Annotated in this window: 15 protein-coding genes and 1 pseudogene; 12 read left to right on the forward strand and 4 right to left on the reverse strand. The window is 62.3% G+C overall.

Annotation, left to right across the window (positions count from 1 at the left end; translation table 11 throughout):
• Window positions 1-97: 97 nt before the first annotated feature.
• Window positions 98-1,520: pseudogene (locus tag OKW45_RS12890) on the reverse strand (ShlB/FhaC/HecB family hemolysin secretion/activation protein); the annotation flags it as partial.
• Between the two features lie 267 nt (window positions 1,521-1,787).
• On the opposite strand from OKW45_RS12890, the gene OKW45_RS12895 reads away from it, so the two are divergent.
• The 3 genes from OKW45_RS12895 (at window position 1,788) to OKW45_RS12905 (ending at window position 3,674) form a co-directional block, all read left to right on the forward strand.
• Window positions 1,788-2,828 (forward strand): hypothetical protein, encoded by a 1,041-nt coding sequence (locus tag OKW45_RS12895; protein WP_429468614.1) that lies wholly within the window; start codon window positions 1,788-1,790, stop codon window positions 2,826-2,828.
• Window positions 2,829-3,054: 226 nt separating this feature from the next.
• Window positions 3,055-3,282 carry a hypothetical protein gene (locus OKW45_RS12900; RefSeq protein ID WP_429468616.1) on the forward strand — a complete coding sequence of 76 codons (228 nt, stop codon included), beginning with the start codon at window positions 3,055-3,057 and terminating at the stop codon, window positions 3,280-3,282.
• A 134-nt stretch (window positions 3,283-3,416) separates the two neighbouring features.
• The gene (locus OKW45_RS12905; RefSeq protein WP_429468619.1) at window positions 3,417-3,674 is read left to right on the forward strand and encodes a hypothetical protein; all 258 of its coding nucleotides are present in this window, start codon (window positions 3,417-3,419) and stop codon (window positions 3,672-3,674) included.
• Window positions 3,675-4,010: 336 nt separating this feature from the next.
• On the opposite strand, the gene OKW45_RS12910 is transcribed toward OKW45_RS12905, so the two are convergent.
• On the reverse strand, window positions 4,011-5,321 hold the full coding sequence (locus tag OKW45_RS12910) for an MFS transporter (RefSeq protein ID WP_429468621.1): 1,311 nt from the start codon (window positions 5,319-5,321) through the stop codon (window positions 4,011-4,013).
• A gap of 176 nt (window positions 5,322-5,497) precedes the next feature.
• A complete protein-coding gene (locus tag OKW45_RS12915) occupies window positions 5,498-6,592 on the reverse strand; it encodes a tartrate dehydrogenase (RefSeq protein WP_429468624.1) in 1,095 nt (364 codons plus the stop codon).
• Between the two features lie 124 nt (window positions 6,593-6,716).
• Here OKW45_RS12915 and OKW45_RS12920 point away from each other — a divergent pair, with 124 nt between their 5' ends.
• Window positions 6,717-7,643, forward strand: a complete 927-nt coding sequence (locus tag OKW45_RS12920) for a LysR family transcriptional regulator (RefSeq protein WP_018423970.1) — start codon at window positions 6,717-6,719, stop codon at window positions 7,641-7,643.
• Window positions 7,644-7,677: 34 nt separating this feature from the next.
• On the opposite strand, the gene OKW45_RS12925 is transcribed toward OKW45_RS12920, so the two are convergent.
• Window positions 7,678-8,022 carry a hypothetical protein gene (locus OKW45_RS12925; protein WP_429468627.1) on the reverse strand — a complete coding sequence of 115 codons (345 nt, stop codon included), beginning with the start codon at window positions 8,020-8,022 and terminating at the stop codon, window positions 7,678-7,680.
• A 149-nt stretch (window positions 8,023-8,171) separates the two neighbouring features.
• Here OKW45_RS12925 and OKW45_RS12930 point away from each other — a divergent pair, with 149 nt between their 5' ends.
• The 8 genes from OKW45_RS12930 to OKW45_RS12965 all read left to right on the forward strand — a co-directional run bounded on the left by OKW45_RS12930 (window position 8,172) and on the right by OKW45_RS12965 (window position 15,808).
• Window positions 8,172-9,470, forward strand: a complete 1,299-nt coding sequence (locus tag OKW45_RS12930; RefSeq protein ID WP_429469378.1) for a TAXI family TRAP transporter solute-binding subunit — start codon at window positions 8,172-8,174, stop codon at window positions 9,468-9,470.
• 235 nt (window positions 9,471-9,705) lie between these two features.
• Window positions 9,706-9,909 carry a DUF3562 domain-containing protein gene (locus OKW45_RS12935; protein WP_429468629.1) on the forward strand — a complete coding sequence of 68 codons (204 nt, stop codon included), beginning with the start codon at window positions 9,706-9,708 and terminating at the stop codon, window positions 9,907-9,909.
• Between the two features lie 142 nt (window positions 9,910-10,051).
• Window positions 10,052-10,513 carry a GNAT family N-acetyltransferase gene (locus tag OKW45_RS12940; protein WP_429468631.1) on the forward strand — a complete coding sequence of 154 codons (462 nt, stop codon included), beginning with the start codon at window positions 10,052-10,054 and terminating at the stop codon, window positions 10,511-10,513.
• A 257-nt stretch (window positions 10,514-10,770) separates the two neighbouring features.
• Window positions 10,771-12,483, forward strand: coding sequence for an acid phosphatase (locus OKW45_RS12945; RefSeq protein ID WP_429468633.1), 1,713 nt, complete (start codon window positions 10,771-10,773; stop codon window positions 12,481-12,483).
• Between the two features lie 217 nt (window positions 12,484-12,700).
• Window positions 12,701-13,060, forward strand: coding sequence for a DUF3564 domain-containing protein (locus tag OKW45_RS12950; RefSeq protein WP_184004683.1), 360 nt, complete (start codon window positions 12,701-12,703; stop codon window positions 13,058-13,060).
• A gap of 320 nt (window positions 13,061-13,380) precedes the next feature.
• Complete coding sequence (locus OKW45_RS12955; protein ID WP_429468636.1) at window positions 13,381-14,130, forward strand: DNA/RNA non-specific endonuclease; 750 nt, start codon at window positions 13,381-13,383, stop codon at window positions 14,128-14,130.
• Window positions 14,123-14,383, forward strand: a complete 261-nt coding sequence (locus tag OKW45_RS12960; protein WP_429468638.1) for a hypothetical protein — start codon at window positions 14,123-14,125, stop codon at window positions 14,381-14,383. Before OKW45_RS12955 ends, OKW45_RS12960 begins: the two co-directional genes overlap by 8 nt.
• Before the next feature lie 309 nt (window positions 14,384-14,692).
• Window positions 14,693-15,808, forward strand: coding sequence for a SpoIIE family protein phosphatase (locus OKW45_RS12965; RefSeq protein WP_429468641.1), 1,116 nt, complete (start codon window positions 14,693-14,695; stop codon window positions 15,806-15,808).
• Window positions 15,809-15,818 lie beyond the last annotated feature (10 nt).

Genomic DNA, 15,818 nt, shown 5'->3' on the forward strand with positions numbered 1-15,818 from the left:
GAAATAGACGCTCGCAGCGGGGCGGGCGTTAAAGACAGGCGGCGCCCTGAGAAAGGTTAAATGCCGTCTTTTCCGGGCACAACGAATGGACTGCCGGTCAGAACTGCGCGGTCAACTGGAAACCCAAAGTGACCCGAGCAGTGGGAAAGCCCGAAGGTTTGTAGATCGGTGTACCCGCGAACAAGTCATAAGCGAGCGCGCCAGCCTTCGCCGATGCGCTACCGCGAAGGCCGATCACCGCGCCCGCCAGTTGCGTCCCGACGAGAAAAGCCGCGCTCGGCCCGAACACATGCCCCGTAGTCGATGCCCGCATAGAGTGATTGGTCCGTTGATCCGATAGGTAGCTGCAGTTCATTGCGCCAGAAAAACCCGCGCTCGGCTGCCAGCATCGTTTCGCCGTCGAAGCCGCGCACCGTGTAGCGGCTTCCAATGGTCAGGTCATCAATGTAGTTAAGCGTGTTATTGGTGAACTGCCCGTGAACGGTTGTCACGTAGCGCAGCAGCTGGGTCGCAATGGCAAATGGGACGGACAGGTTCGCATCGAGTACGGCCATGTGAAAGCGGTAGGTCGGACCGCTCGCGTAGAAGTCAGGTGTCGCCCCGAGGCCGCCGACGCCCTGACGATAAGCGAGCGTGCCGTCGAACTGCGACGCGCCAAGGTAATGCCGGTCGGTCAGCCCGGCTTCGACGAACGTGTTGTTGCGTCGCTGCTGCGGGATATCCGTGTCCTCAATAAAGCTTTCGCCGAAGCGCTTCGTCAGGCCGAACTGCGCGCCGAGCACGTCATTCCGACTGCGCATGAGGACACGCTGTAGTTTGAAATCAACTGTCTGCGAATTGCCGCTGGATACGAAAGTTGTGTTCGCGCCTGCTATCTGCTGATAGTAGGTGTTCGTGTAGGCCGACAGCGTCCCTGTCCAGTAGCCCCAAGGGATCGAGTAGGAGCCGTTCCATCCATGCGAGCCAAGCCGCCTGTCGCCGAATTCGAGGTCCTGGCTAACGCCAACGTTGAAGATATCGTTCAGGCCGAGCGGGTTGTCGATGCCAAGGCTCAGGTTGCCTTGCAGCCTGCCGGTCGCGCATGTACCCGAATTGGCCACCGAGGCGACCGCAGTCCACGGCTTCGTGCGCTTTACCGTAACGACAACAACGCTTTCCCCGGGTACGTCAGCTGGCTCGATTTTCATGTCCACGTCCTGACTTCTGACGCGCTTCATCTGTTCAAGTCCCTGTTCCAGATCGCGCAGGTTCAGCATGTCACCATCGCGCGCCGGGAAAGCGGATTTCCGTGTGCCGCGCATGGACGGATCGGCAAAGCGGATCGCGCGCACCACGCCCGGCACCAGTGCAAACTTCAGCAGGCCGCTGGACAGGTCCTGTTCGGGTAACAGCACGCGCGTGGTGATGTAGCCCCGACTCAGGATAATCTGCTGCAATCCTTTGGAGAGTGTGTCGAGTCCCGCCTTGCCGACGCATTGGCCCGTGTAATGGTCGAGCCATTCGCGCGCGAAGGCGAAGCGTCTGCCGTTCCCGAACACGGCCGCCCAGGAGCGCGTGCAGGCCCGACAGCCCGAACTGGCGAAGGCACGCTAGGGCTGAATGGGCTTCCGCGTAGCGCTCATGTACTGCTTGATTTCTGACGTTCCAAAGGCGATCAGGTTAAGCATCGCAACGCCGAGGCGCCTCGCAAACTCACTCGTCCAGCTCGAGTTTCAGCACATATCCCGAAAACATAGCCTTCCGATGATCTGCTAGGTTTACGCCGTCACACGGATAGAGACCATCGTATGCCCTGGAACACGCTAGAAATTCCGCTGGAGTGCAGCTGGCAGTGCACGCTGCATGCCGCCAGCCAGTGTCACAGCATGGAGCGAGAGCTGCGCAGCAGCCTGTTTTGGGATCGAGATAGCAGCCGCTCGCGAGGCTGGTCGTCGTTCATGAGGGATGACAGGCGGGACGAAGAAGAAGACGCGCGCAGGCAGCTTGAACAGGACCGGCAAGACTTCGACCGGTATTTCCGGTCACGCTGGGATCTGCGAACGATCACGGGCGGTCAGGCTCTACGCGAAATCCAGACCTATGTCAGGGATGCGCTGGGTCTCCCGCACTGGAACCTGCCGACCGACAACGCGAGTATCGAGCGCGTTCTCAGGCAGGCGGTGAAAGATGGGCGGCTCGTCCCGGTGGTCCACCGTGACCGGCGTTCCGCGCTGGGGCATGTGTACAGCCCCACCCCTGCACCGCTGCGCTGGCCGTCATCCGGGGGTAGAGGTGGAACCTACTGGAGCCGCTCACCCAATCTGTTCCCGCCCGGCATCACCTCATTCAACGGCGAGCCGGTCCTGTCAGGCCCGTACGATCCGACCACGTGGGAATCGCGACTGGTCGCCGCGCGCGCTGCGATGGGCGGCAGTAGCAGCGGCGGCGCCCTGCTTGGGGTAGTCGAGGCCGTGGCCGGTGCACTTGTCGGCGGCAACGCGGACATGGGCGAAGGTGACGGTGTGGCCGAGGGGTTCGCTGAATCGGCCGAGGGTACATCGACGCCGTTCAGCGGTGCGCATCCGTTCGAGTACGGCGACGACGCTGTGTCCGGTGATTCCTTCGATCTTGCGGGCAACCTGACGCCTAACAAGGGCGCGGCCGGCAGCTGGTACACGAACCCCGGCAGCGGCCAAATGCGGATGTACGGGCAAGACGGTTTTCCAGTCGTTGATTTTGATTTCGACCACGACCACGGGCAAGGCATCCCGCATGCCCACAACTGGGAGGACGCGGGCGGCCCCTTTCCCATTCGTGGGCCGGGGGTGCGGGTTTCGCCGCTACCCTAAAAACTGCCCCAGTCGACCATCCTGCAAGCGATCACACCCTTTCCTACCTTTGCCACTCATGAAAACCAGACATAGCTATCACGACGCCGAGCTGGTCGGCTGCGCATACTCGCGCACGGATTCCTCTCTGCTGCTCAGTTTCGAATGCGCAGACGGCGCTGTCCCGAAACTATTGTTCTCCGGAGTCTCGGCCGTACGTATCAACGATTTCTGCCAGCAGAATGTAGTGTCGCGCCTGCTCATTTCGCCGTCGCATGCGTTCGCGCCCGATGAGATTCGCGCCTATGTAAATTGGGCAAACAGCCAGCACGACTATCGCGCAGCGATGACGGACGAGAAGGCGCAGACAATCGATGCAGCCATTGCTGCAAAGAAGTCCATCCTGTTCGTACTGGAGCCGTCCGTCGGTGCGGAAGTCGTCGCGGTGTGCCACGGGATTCAGGAGATTGATTGACCTCCCTCGCGTCGCGAGAGGGCGGCGCTGCTTCGAACCGGGGAAATCCCGCTTCTAAAGATCAAGCGCGCCACCGGCCGGGTCCGAAACCGCTTCGATGCCGTCACACATTGACCGATACGAAGGAGTAGCCAATGTCTCTGCTGAAAAGCCGCATTACCGCGACCGACAGGAAGCTCGACGAACTGAAGCAGGCCCGCAAGGTCGCTGACAAAGTGCGCCGTCAGGCGCACAAGCAGACGAAGGCCGACCGCGAGCGCAAGGTGCAGCTCGTCGGCGAAGCCGTTCTCAGGCGTGTGGACCGCGGCGAGTGGGATGAGGCGGAGTTTCGCCGGATGATGGACGATGCGCTATCCCGGCCTGCTGACCGGGCGCTGTTCGATCTGGATTGAGTGAGACACGGCGAGGCATGGCGGCAGCGCGTCGCTGTGCGCCGTATGATGTAAGCGACACCGTTGCGTCAGAGGCAAACCGTCATGAATCGGGATAGGCTAGCGACGGCTCGGCGCGAGGCCGTAAGACGCATTGCGTATCGCCTTGCCGACAGCGGCAACTATGCAGACTGTCAGGCGGTTGAAAAAACGCTTCGCGCCCGTTATGACGTGCTTGATTCCCGCCAGCTGCTGCGCGTCCACGGCTTCCGGTAGTCGGGTACCGACTTATCGGATGGATTCACGCTTGCCGCCGGCATTTCAACCGGCGGCGCTCTCGTATCATCGATGTTTAGCTCAATGCCCCGGCCGTTCGCCCACTGCGACCGGCGCATGCTTCGTCTGTCGGCTCAACATCAGCGTCACGACCGCCGACACCGCCAACGTCGCCCCGACCACGTAAAGCCCCGCCGTATAGCCGCCCGTTACTTGCTTGAGCCAGCCGATCGCAAACGGCCCGACGAAGCCGCCGAGATTGCCGATCGAGTTGATCATGGCAATGCCTGCCGCCGCCCCGGCGCCCGACAGGAACATGCTCGGCATCGCCCACAGCGGCGCCTTCGCGGCACTGATTCCGACGTTCACGACGACGAGCGCAAGCACGATCATCAACGCAGTAGTCGCATTACCGGCGAACACGAAGCCGACGCACGCAAGCGCGCACGGAATCACGACATGCCACGTCCGTTCGTCGGTGCTATCCGAGTGCTTCGCCCATAGCACCATCGCGATCACCGCAAGCACGCTCGGCACACCGGCCAGCAGCCCGGTTTCGAATGTGCCGAAACCGTATTGGCGGATGATCAGCGGCGCCCACAGGCCGAGCGTATAAAGTCCCGCCGAGGTGCCGAAATAGATCAGCGCGAGCGCGAGCACGCGCGGATCGCGCAACGCGCTGAGCGCGCCGGCCGTGTGGCCCGCGTGCGCGTGCCGGGCGTCGGCTTCGAGCTTCAGCCTCGCGATCAGCCAGTCGCGTTCTTCGGGCTGCAACCATTCGGCTTGCGCGGGTTTGTCGGTCAGATACTTGAGCACGAAGAAGCCGAGGATGATCGCGGGCAAGGCTTCCAGTATGTAGAGCAATTGCCAGTCGGCAAGTCCGGCAATGGGTGGCAGCTTCATGATCGCGCCGGAAATCGGCGAGCCGATCGCAGTCGAGATCGGCGCGGCGGCCATGAACCATGCCGCCGCGACCGCACGCTGCCGCGCCGGAAACCACAGGCTCAGGTACAGGATGATGCCGGGAAAGAAGCCCGCTTCCGCGACGCCGAGAATGAAGCGCAGCGCGTAGAAACTGGTCGGCCCGACGACGAACGCCGACGCGAGCGACACGAGCCCCCACGACACCATCACGCGAGCGATCCAGAGCCGCGCGCCGACCTTGTGCAGAATCAGGTTCGACGGCACTTCGAACAGAAAATAGCCGATGAAAAAGAGCCCGCCGCCGAGGCCGAACGCGGTCGGCGAAAGACCGATCGCCTTGTTCATCGACAACGCGGCAAAACCCACATTCACGCGATCGAGAAAGCTCACGAAGTACAACAGCATGACGAACGGGATGATCCGCAGCATCAGCTTGCGGGACACCCGGCTTTCGAGTTCCGAAGTCATTGTCTCCTCCTGCGGCGCGCGGCTGTTGACCGCGCGCGAGCCTCGCGCCGGCCGACGTTGGGCCGAGCTAATCGAGTCAAGGTAGTGTGCCGGCCACTCGTGGCCGGGGCGTAGCCCGCGCGCCTGATTTGCGCGCGGTTCCGCTCAGTCCGGTTCAGTTCGCGCGAAGCCGGCGCTCAAGCCGCGTTCGCCGCGGGCGTCGCCGCCTGCTCGATGAACGCGCACACGGCCGCCGTCACCTGCGCGGTCGTGGCCGTGCCGCCGAGGTCGCGTGTATGCAACGCTTTGTTCGCGGTGACCGCCTCGACGGCCTGCATTACGCGCCTGGCCGCGTCGAATTCGCCGAGGTGTTCGAGCAGCATCACGACCGACCAGAACGTGCCGACCGGATTCGCGAGCCCCTTGCCCATGATGTCGAACGCGGAGCCGTGGATCGGCTCGAACATCGACGGATAGCGGCGCTCCGGATCGATGTTGCCGGTCGGCGCGATGCCGAGGCTGCCGGCGAGCGCGGCCGCGAGGTCGCTGAGAATATCGGCGTGCAGATTGGTGGCGACGATCGTGTCGAGCGTCGCGGGACGATTCACCATGCGCGCGGTCGCCGCGTCGACGAGTTCCTTGTCCCACGTGACGTCCGGAAACTCCTTCGAGATTTCGAGCGCGATCTCGTCCCACATCACCATCGCGTGACGCTGCGCGTTGCTCTTCGTGATCACGGTCAACAGCTTGCGCGGACGCGACTGCGCGAGGCGGAACGCGAAGCGCATGATGCGCTCGACGCCGGCGCGCGTCAGAATCGACACGTCGGTCGCGGCTTCGATCGGATGGCCCTGATGCACGCGGCCGCCGACGCCCGAATATTCACCCTCCGAATTTTCGCGGACGATCACCCAGTTCAGATCCTCGGGCTTGCAGTACTTCAGCGGTGCGTCGATGCCGGGCAGGATGCGCGTCGGGCGCACGTTCGCGTATTGGTCGAAGCCCTGGCAGATCTTCAGTCGCAGACCCCACAGCGTGATGTGATCGGGAATGTCCTTGTCGCCCGCCGAGCCGAACAGGATCGCATCTTTGTTGCGGATCGCGTCGAGCCCGTTGGCCGGCATCATCACGCCGTGCTGGCGGTAGTGATCGCCGCCCCAGTCGAAGTTCTCGAACTCGAACATGAAGGCGCGCGTGGTCTTCGCGAGCGCCTCGAGCACCTGCGCGCCGGCCGGCACGACCTCCTTGCCGATGCCGTCGCCGGGGATGGTTGCGATGCGATAGGTCTTCATGTCTCCGTCCTGTGTTTGGTGAATGGCGTGAGTGGACTCTAGCGCGATCCCACGGGTAAAAACCGGTGCTAAACTCAAAGCATCTTTAACTTGCATTCACAAATGCGAAGGCGCGGAAAAGACGATGCGCGACACCGTCCAGCCAGCCGATCTGGGCTTTTTCTCGACGCTCGCCGCGAGCGGCAGCCTCAGCGCGGCCGCGCGCGAACTGGGGCTGACCGCGGCAGCCGTCAGCAAGCGCCTCACCCAGATGGAGCAGCGCGCGGGCGTCGCGCTCGTGAACCGCACGACGCGCCGCATGATGCTGACGCCCGAAGGCGAGTTATACCTCGACCGCGCGCGGCGGATTCTCGACGAGATCGACGAACTGGCCGAACTGCTCGGCTCGGCGAAGAAGACACCGAAGGGTTTGCTGCGCGTGAACGCGACGCTCGGCTTCGGGCGCAGCCATATCGGGCCGGCGATCTCGCGCTTCGTCGCGCGGTATCCGCAGGTGTCGGTTCAACTACAGTTGTCGGTCACGCCCCCGCCGCTTACCGACGACAGCTTCGACGTCTGCATCCGCTTCGGCGAGCCGCCCGATACGCGCGTGGTCGCGCGCCGGCTTGCGCCGAACCGGCGTCTGCTGTGCGCGGCGCCGTCGTATCTCGCGGCGCACGGCATGCCGCTCACGGCGCACGATCTGACGCGCCACAACTGCATCGGCATTCGTCAGGGCGACGAAGCGTACGGCGTGTGGCGGTTGACCTCGGGACGCGGCGCCGCGCGCAAGACCGAGGCGGTGCGGATCAAGGGCACGCTGACCACCAACGACGGCGAGATCGCCGTCAAATGGGCGCTCGAAGGACACGGCATCCTGATGCGCGCGGAATGGGACATCCGGCAGTATCTGGCGGAGGGTTCGCTCGTCCAGTTGCTGCCCGATCACGACACACCGAATGCGGATATCTTCGCGGTGTATTCGCCGCGGCATCAGATGTCGAATCGTATTCGCGCGTTTGTCGAGTTCATTGCGCGGGAGTTGGGGGGTGAGGTGGGGGCGGGGGCGTAGTGCTGCACAGCGATCGTGCGCACCCGTGATGTCATCAAAGAGCGAGCGGCACATCGGCCCAATTTTGCCTCGCTTTCCGAGTCGTTTGATTGAGCATGGTTCCGTCTTCGCCGGAGCTGACGGTGTCACGAACGTTACCTCGAGTCACCTGTCTTCTCGCTTCCGTCGTCACCCCGGAGTGAACGCCTTTTCGATCACGGGCGTCGAGATGACCGCACAACACGAACAGGTTCGCCGCTCTTTTGCCGGGGTCAAGCAGGAGTACATCGTTCAAAATGCCAGAGGCGGCAGCAACGGCGTAGTTACTGGAATCTTCGACATCAGGGCCAACCGACCTGTGTCCCGATGACAGTGTCAGCCAGATCTTTTCAAGGCACATCACTGACTATCGAATAAAACCCCCTGATATCGTAAAGTTGAGGAAATAGAGACCGCCTCCCTCCCATTAGTCACCAAGGCCGGACCTGACCAAACCGGGTAACGATGCCGAGACCAGACCCCGCGCTGTACCGCAGCCCGACAACCCCGATGACGCGGCGGCGCAGGCGTCTTCTGATCGTCGGCGCGATCGTGCTCATCGCCGCATTCGGCTGGATGCTCGCGCTCGTGCTCGAGCCCGCGTTCCAGCGCACGATCGTCATCACCTCCGGGGCGGACGGTGGCATCTATCGCGGCTTTGCCGATCGCTACGCGCCGCTGCTCAAGCGTGAAGGCATCAAGCTCGACATCCGTAGCTCGTCGGGCTCGGTCGAAAACTACCAGCGGCTCGCGGACCCGGACAGCGCCTATCAGGTCGGCTTCATTCAGTCGGGCACGACCAGTCCGAAGGACACCGACAATCTGCAAACCATCGCCGCCGTGTCGTACGAACCGATCTGGGTGTTCTATCGCGGCGATGCGACGATCGACCGGCTGTCGCAGCTGCGCGGCAAGCGCATTTCGATGGGCGTGCCAGGCAGCGGGTTGCTCAACGTCTCGCAGATGCTGCTCGGCTATAGCGGCGTCACGAGTCAGAACTCGACGCTGCTGCAGATGGACGCGAACGCCTCATACCAGGGGCTCGAAAGCGGTCAGGTCGACGCGGCGTTCTTCATTGGCCGGCCCGACGCCGACATGCAGCACACGCTGCTCACCAGCAACCTGAAGCTGATGAGCTTCGCGCAGGCCGATGCACTGGCGCAAAAGTTCCCGTCGCTGTCGAAGATCACCTTGCCGCGTGCCTCGACGAGCGTCGCCGACGATCTGCCGCGCAGCGACATCACGCTGCTCGCGGCGACGGCGCTGCTCGTATCGAAGGACACGCTGCATCCGGCGCTCGTCTATCTGCTGCTCGACGCGGCGCGCACGGTGCACGGCGGCGAGGACTACTTCACGCCGCTCGGCACGTTCCCCAATCTGAACACCGAAGAATTCCCGATCTCCGACGAAAGCGTGCGGTACTTCAAATCGGGCCGGCCGTTTCTGTATCGCTACCTGCCGTTCTGGCTCGCGAGTCTGATCGAACGTCGGCTGCTGATTCTGGTGCCGTTCCTCGCGCTGCTGATCGGCCTCGCGCAGGCGCTGCCGCGCATGCTCGAAACGCGTATGAAGAAACGCCTGTTCGTGTGGTACCGCGCGATCAAGGCGCTCGAGGACGAAGTGTGGAAGAACGCCGAGCCGTCTCGCGCGCAGATCGCGCAATGGAGTGAGGAGATCGAAAGCATCGACGCGAACGCTAGCCAGATCCGAATTCCGTACCGCTACTTTCAGGATGTTTACGCGCTGAAACAGGCGATCGGCGTCGTGCGCGACCGGATCGCGCATGTAGCGCAGAAAGTGCAGAGGTAGAGACGGCGGTCGCTTAGCCCTGTGCGTTCCGCGGGTATTCACCACCGCGCGACCCGTTGTTTTTCCGCACGGTCTCACCACATGGTCGCTTGCCGCAGCGCAAGAAAAAAATCTCTGTGAAATCAGTCGAACGATAGATCGATTCAATTGGCGCGCTCGCGATTCGCATCCTGTAATGGACTCCTGCCGTCCGCGTACCGTCCATCCAGCCTGCCGTCCTGCCCGGAGTGAGCCCATGTCCCAGCCTGAGCCGAATGTAGAGGAAGTGGTCAGAAGCATCGCCGAGGAAACCGACACGCCGACGGAAACGGTGTCGCGCATGTACGCCGATACGCTCGCCGAATTCCGGAACGAGGCGCGCGTGTTCGACTACGTGCCGCTGTTCGCCGCGAAGAAGGTCCGCAACGAGTTGCGTCACAAGCAACATCGCGGGCACTGACTCGCGGCATGCGGTGATGCATCGGCTCACCGCACTGCCGCACGCGTCGTGGCTCCAGATTTTGCGAGCATGGTGGAGCTAACAATCGCGTCGCAAATTTTTTATGCTGGCGGTTCCACAGCTTTCCAAAGGAGCCGTCCACATGTCCGCCCCGCTGCAGATTCGCGCCGTCACCCGTGACGATTTCGATGCATGGTTGCCGCTATGGGACGCCTACAACGCGTTTTATGGCCGCTCGGGCGAGACCGCGTTGCCGCGCGAGATCACGCAAATCACGTGGAATCGCTTTTTCGACGGCTACGAGCCGATGCATGCATTCGTCGCGGAATGCGCCGGGCAATTGCAGGGCATCGTGCATTTTCTCTATCACCGTCATACGACGATGGCGGGGCCGATCTGCTATCTGCAGGACCTGTACACGCTCGATAGCGAGCGCGGCAAGGGTGTCGGCCGTGCGCTGATCGAGGCCGTCTATGCGCGCGCAAGAGCCGACGGTGCGCAACGCGTCTACTGGCAGACGCACGAGACGAATCACACCGCGATGCAGCTCTATGACAAGGTCGCGGATAAGTCCGGCTTCGTGGTATATCGCAAAGCGCTCTAACGCACAGCGCTTCTCATCAGAGATGCCTATCAACGGCGAAAGGCGCAGCACCGTTATGCGACGCAAAAACGTCATCCGATCGACGCACGGCACTGGCTACTATTGGCCGTCGACGCCACGCATCACAGCTGGCGCGCGAAGCGTCGGCTGCCGTAAAGCCGCGAGGCCTGCCGACCTCGGCGGACCCGTAACCGGTGTCGCGCGCGCCGCTTCGAGCGGCGCCGATGCGACCGTCACGTCTCCTTCGGAACTCACCGATGACCGACCACGATCCTCACCTGCCACCGAAACTGGACAACCCCGATTCAATCGATAACACCAACGACGCCCCCGACGATCCCGAACGCCGGCGCGTCCTGACCGGTCTCGCGGCGGTCGGCCTCGGCCTTGCGCTGACCGGCTGCAAAACAGGCGAGGGACTCGCGGGCAACGGGCCGCCGCGCAGCGCCGCCGACTTGCGGCTCGACGCTGCGCTGCACGATCAGGTGAAGAACATCGTGGTGATCTACGCGGAGAATCGCAGCTTCGCGAACCTGTACGGCAACTACCCGGGCGTGCAGCATCCGCTCGACGCGGTCACCGCCGAGCAATACCTCCAGCTCGACCGCGATGGCAAGACGCCGCTGCCGCGGCTGCCGGCGATCTGGGGCGGGCTCGTGCCGCAGGCGCAGGAAGTGGACGGCAAGCGCTACATGATCGGCGAAAACGATCTCGATCATCTGCACAACCGGCCGTTCCGCATCGTCGATGCGCACGGCGCGCCGCTGCCGACCGGCGTGATCACGCGCGACCTCATCCATCGCTTCTATCAGAACCAGATGCAGATCAACGCAGGGCGCAACAACCAGTTCGCCGCGTGGGGCGATTCCGGCGGCCTTGTGATGGGGCACTACCGCAATTCCGCCGACACGCTGCGTCTGTGGAATCTCGCGCAGCAGTACACCCTGTGCGACAACTTCTTCATGGCCGCCTTCGGCGGCTCGTGGCTGAACCATATCTTCCTGATCTCGGCGCAGGCGCCCTACTATCCGGACATCCACAACAGTCCGGCGCAGAAGATGGTGTCGGTCGTGGAAGGCGACGATCCGACCGGCACCCGTTTGAAGCTCGCGCCCAATTCGCCCGCGTCGGCGCTCGACGGTCCACCGAAGTTCGTCAATGACGGCGCCTTCACCGCCGACGGCTACGCAGTCAACACGATGGCGCCGCCGTATCAGCCGAGCAGCGTGCGTCCGGCCGAAGGCGGCGACCCGGCTTTCGCGGATCCGTCGAACCCGCGGGTGATGCCGCCGCAGAATTACGCGACGATCGGCGACCGGCTGACCGGCAAGGGCATCGACTGGGCGTGGTACAGCGGCGCGTGGCAATTCGCGCTCGATCATCGCGATACCGGGTCGATGCCCGACTTCCAGTACCACCATCAGCCGTTTAACTACTTCGCCAATTACGCGCCGGGCACCGCCGCGCGCCGCCGCTATCTGCGCGACGGCGGCATGGGCAACGACGCGTCCACCAATCGCCTGATTGCCGACATCGACGCGGGACGTTTGCCGACCGTGACGTTCTATAAACCGCAGGGCGACCTGAACATGCACGCTGGCTATGCGGACGTCGCCTCGGGCGACCGTCACATCGCGACGCTGATCGAGCACATCCAGCGCGGCCCGCAATGGCAGAACACGGTCGTGATCGTCACCGTCGACGAGAACGGCGGTTGGTGGGACCACGTCGCGCCGCCGATCGGCGATCGCTGGGGGCCGGGTTCGCGCGTTCCCGCGCTCGTGATCTCGCCGCTGGCGAAGAAGGGTTATGTCGATCACACGGTGTACGACACGAATTCGATTCTGCGTTTCATTAGCCGTGTGCATGGACTCGCGCCGCTCGATGGCGTGGTCGCCCGCGACAACGCTTTCGCAAGCAACGGACTCGCGCCGCTCGGCGATTTGACCGCTTCGCTCGATCTCGCTTGAGCGCCTCCCGGCTGCGTTGATTTGCCGCGGCTCGCGGTCTGCATGTGGTCGTTACTGCATGCATATCGCGTACGCCGCGGCGCAGTAAGGATTCACCGTACCTCGCCACACCTTTTGGCGACTTGATTTTCCATTCGCACGTCATGCCTTTGTCTTGCATAAAGCGCCGCGCCGCCTAGACTGATAAAGCGCTTCGCAATTTATGAACGGAACTGATATGCGACTGACCATCCTGATTAACGGTTCCGATCCCACCGTAAGCCATGATTACGCTGTGCTCTGGCTCGATACCGATGAACATCGGTGGTCCAGAGAAGCGCATCAAGGGATCGACCTGCCCCCATGGGGCGAACTGCGCGACGAAAACGGCGTGACCACGCTGTGCGCACCGAGCGCCGACGCGCCGCTCTGTACGTTGCGCGGTCTGCACGTCGACCGCAAAGAGCGAGTGAGCGCCGCGCAAGGCGCCGCTGCATGGACCGCGCTGCAAACACGCAAGGCGACTAGCGGCTTCTGGCGTTTGCAGGCGGTGGATCGTCAAAAAGTGCGCGCTGAAAACAGCGTGTTCGGTAATTAAGTTCTGGCGCGATTCGTCGCGCTTCTCTTTTCCGGTCGAAACTTCCGGCTCAGTGCGCGAGCCCTGTTCGGACGCGTAAATCTGTTCGTGCGCAATCGAACATAACGTGCCGCGATAGCGCACGCCTTAAGACCTTCTTAAGATTGCGTGCGTAGATTCGGAAGTCCACGCATTCGGGTCGCTGCAAAGCGGCCCATTTTTTTGTCCGGCGCACGCCGCCTCTGCCGTTTCAAGTTCCCTTCCTTCGATTCGCATTTCGCAGCCGCTCGATGCGGGCCACGACGCTATACTTGCGTCCCCGTTCATCGAACCACCGACACATGAAGAAGTGGCTTGCCTGTCTGTTACTCGCCGTCGCCGCTCATGCGAGCGCGGCGCCTGCCTGCGCCGGATTCACGCCGAATGCGCAATGGCCCGTCCTCACCAACCAGAAGATGGCGCCAAAAACGCGCCTGCTTTGTTATAGCGATTTCGCGGTGCTGCATTCGGGTATCACGCACGGTCCGCTGTGGTCTGCCGAGCATCTGACGCGTGAGCACATCGAAGAAGCGAAGGACATGGTGCGCACCAACAAGTTCTTCGAAGACGCGCGTCTTCCCGAAGGCGAAGGCGCGACACTCGCCGACTACAAACGCAGCGGCTTCGATCGCGGTCATATGAGTCCGGCGGGTAATCGGTGGAACGACGAGGCGATGGCGCAATCGTTCTCGCTCGCGAACATCGTGCCGCAAAATCGACAGAACAACCAACGATTGTGGGCACGCATCGAAACAGCCGTGCGCAAGATCGCACTCGCCTACGACGACACGTACGTCGTCACCGGACCGCTGTTCACCGGCCAGCAATTGCAGACGATCGGACCGACGCGCGTGTTCGTGCCCACCCAGTTGTACAAGGTCGTCTACGTGCCGTCGCGTCAACTGGCTTTCGCAGTCGTGGTTGATAATGTAGCGACCAACCGCTACGACATCCGCACGATTCACGAACTCGAAGCAATGTCGGGCATCCGCTTTCCGGGCATTCCGGACAACCTCAAGGACCAGCGGCCAGGAGGACTGAAAGGTGTTTAAGCCCTATTCGAACGATGACGACGTATTCAACATTCAAGGCGATGCGCTCACGCTCAGCAATGGCACGACGCGTGTCGTGCTGAACGGCACGCTCGAATTGACGCGCGATCAACGCGGACTGAAGGCGGCGCTCGCGCTGAAGGAAGCGCTCGATGCGATCGTCGCGAGACTGCAGGCGCAGAAGGATTTACCGGCAAAGGTGCAGGACGAGCCGGATGCCAAACCGGGTACCGTGCAGAACCCGTTTCAATAACGGATTGGGCGGCGTTGCATTTGCGCAACCTCGCAGATCGCAAGTTTTACTCATGTCGGTCACGCAAACCTTTGCGTGACCGCCAGTTTTCTAATCTCGCGCCAATAGAGCGGATCGCCTCCTCTCTGTCACATAATGTACATAGAGAAACCTTAGCGTGCGAGGTTTCCTCATACATCGACTGGCGTCGCCATGCATGCTGCGTTCTCGAGATTTCGCCGTTCTTCCGCACAGGGTAATCCGCGCACTGCCGGAGACTTGTGCCAGAAAGTTCCATCCGTAGACGTTGAAGATCCCAACTCCGTGGTCATGGAGATCTTCTCGGCGCGCCGCGACATGCAGAGTCTCGCTGTCATCGATGACCAGCGTCCCATCGGCCTGATCAACCGCGATATCTTCATGTCGCAAATGAGCAAGCCGTTCCATCGAGAGCTTTACGACAAGAAGAGTTGCATCGCGTTCATGGACAAGGAACCGCTCATCGTCGACGCCGACGTGAGCATCGAAGCGCTGACGTTCAGGACCGTCGAGGCCGGAGAAAAAGCGCTGGTCGATGGTTTCATCGTGACGCGTGACGGACTCTTCTCGGGTCTCGGCAGTGGTCTGCAGCTTATCAGTGCGGTCGCGGAAATGCAGGCGGAGAAGAACCGCCAGATCATGCAGAGTATCGAGTACGCCAGCGTGATACAGCGCGCCATGTTGCGTGCTTCCAGCGAGACCCTGTCGATGAAGCTGCGCGACGCGGCGATGGTCTGGGAACCTCGCGACGTCGTCGGCGGCGACTTCTATCATTTCGCGGCCTTTCCAAGCGGCTGGTTTGGCGCTGTTGCCGATTGCACCGGACATGGCGTGCCGGGCGCCTTCATGACCTTGCTTGCTTCGGCGTCACTGTCGAAGGCGCTCGAACAGATCGGTCCGCGCGACCCCGCCGCGCTACTGGCGGCCGTCAATCGAAACGTCAAGGGCTTGCTTGGGCAAGTGAACAGTGCCGACGAAGGAACCCAATCCAACGACGGTCTGGATACCGCATTCTTCTGGTTCGACGCCACGGAGAGCATGCTGCATTTTGCCGGCGCGAGGATCGCTCTGCACATCCTGTCGCCCGATGCCGCGGAGTTCGAAACGATCTGCGCTGACCGCATGGGTGTCGGTTATGTGGACAGTCGCGCCGACTATGCGTGGACCTTGCGATCGAATCCGGTCACGGCGGGTAGCCTGCTGTTCATCTATACCGACGGCCTCGCCGATCAGATCGGCGGCCCGCGCAACATTTCTTTCGGCCGGCGCCGTGCGCTCGACCTGATACTCGAAAACCGCGCCGAAACCCCGGCGACGATTTGCGAGCGCGTCCGGCTCGCGCTCGCGGAGTGGCAAGGCAAGCAACCGCGCCGTGATGACGTCACGCTTTTCTGTGCCCGCATTTAACGAATTCCCA

The organism is Paraburkholderia lebeckiae (assembly GCF_050436225.1).
Classification (GTDB): Bacteria; Pseudomonadota; Gammaproteobacteria; order Burkholderiales; family Burkholderiaceae; genus Paraburkholderia; species Paraburkholderia tuberum.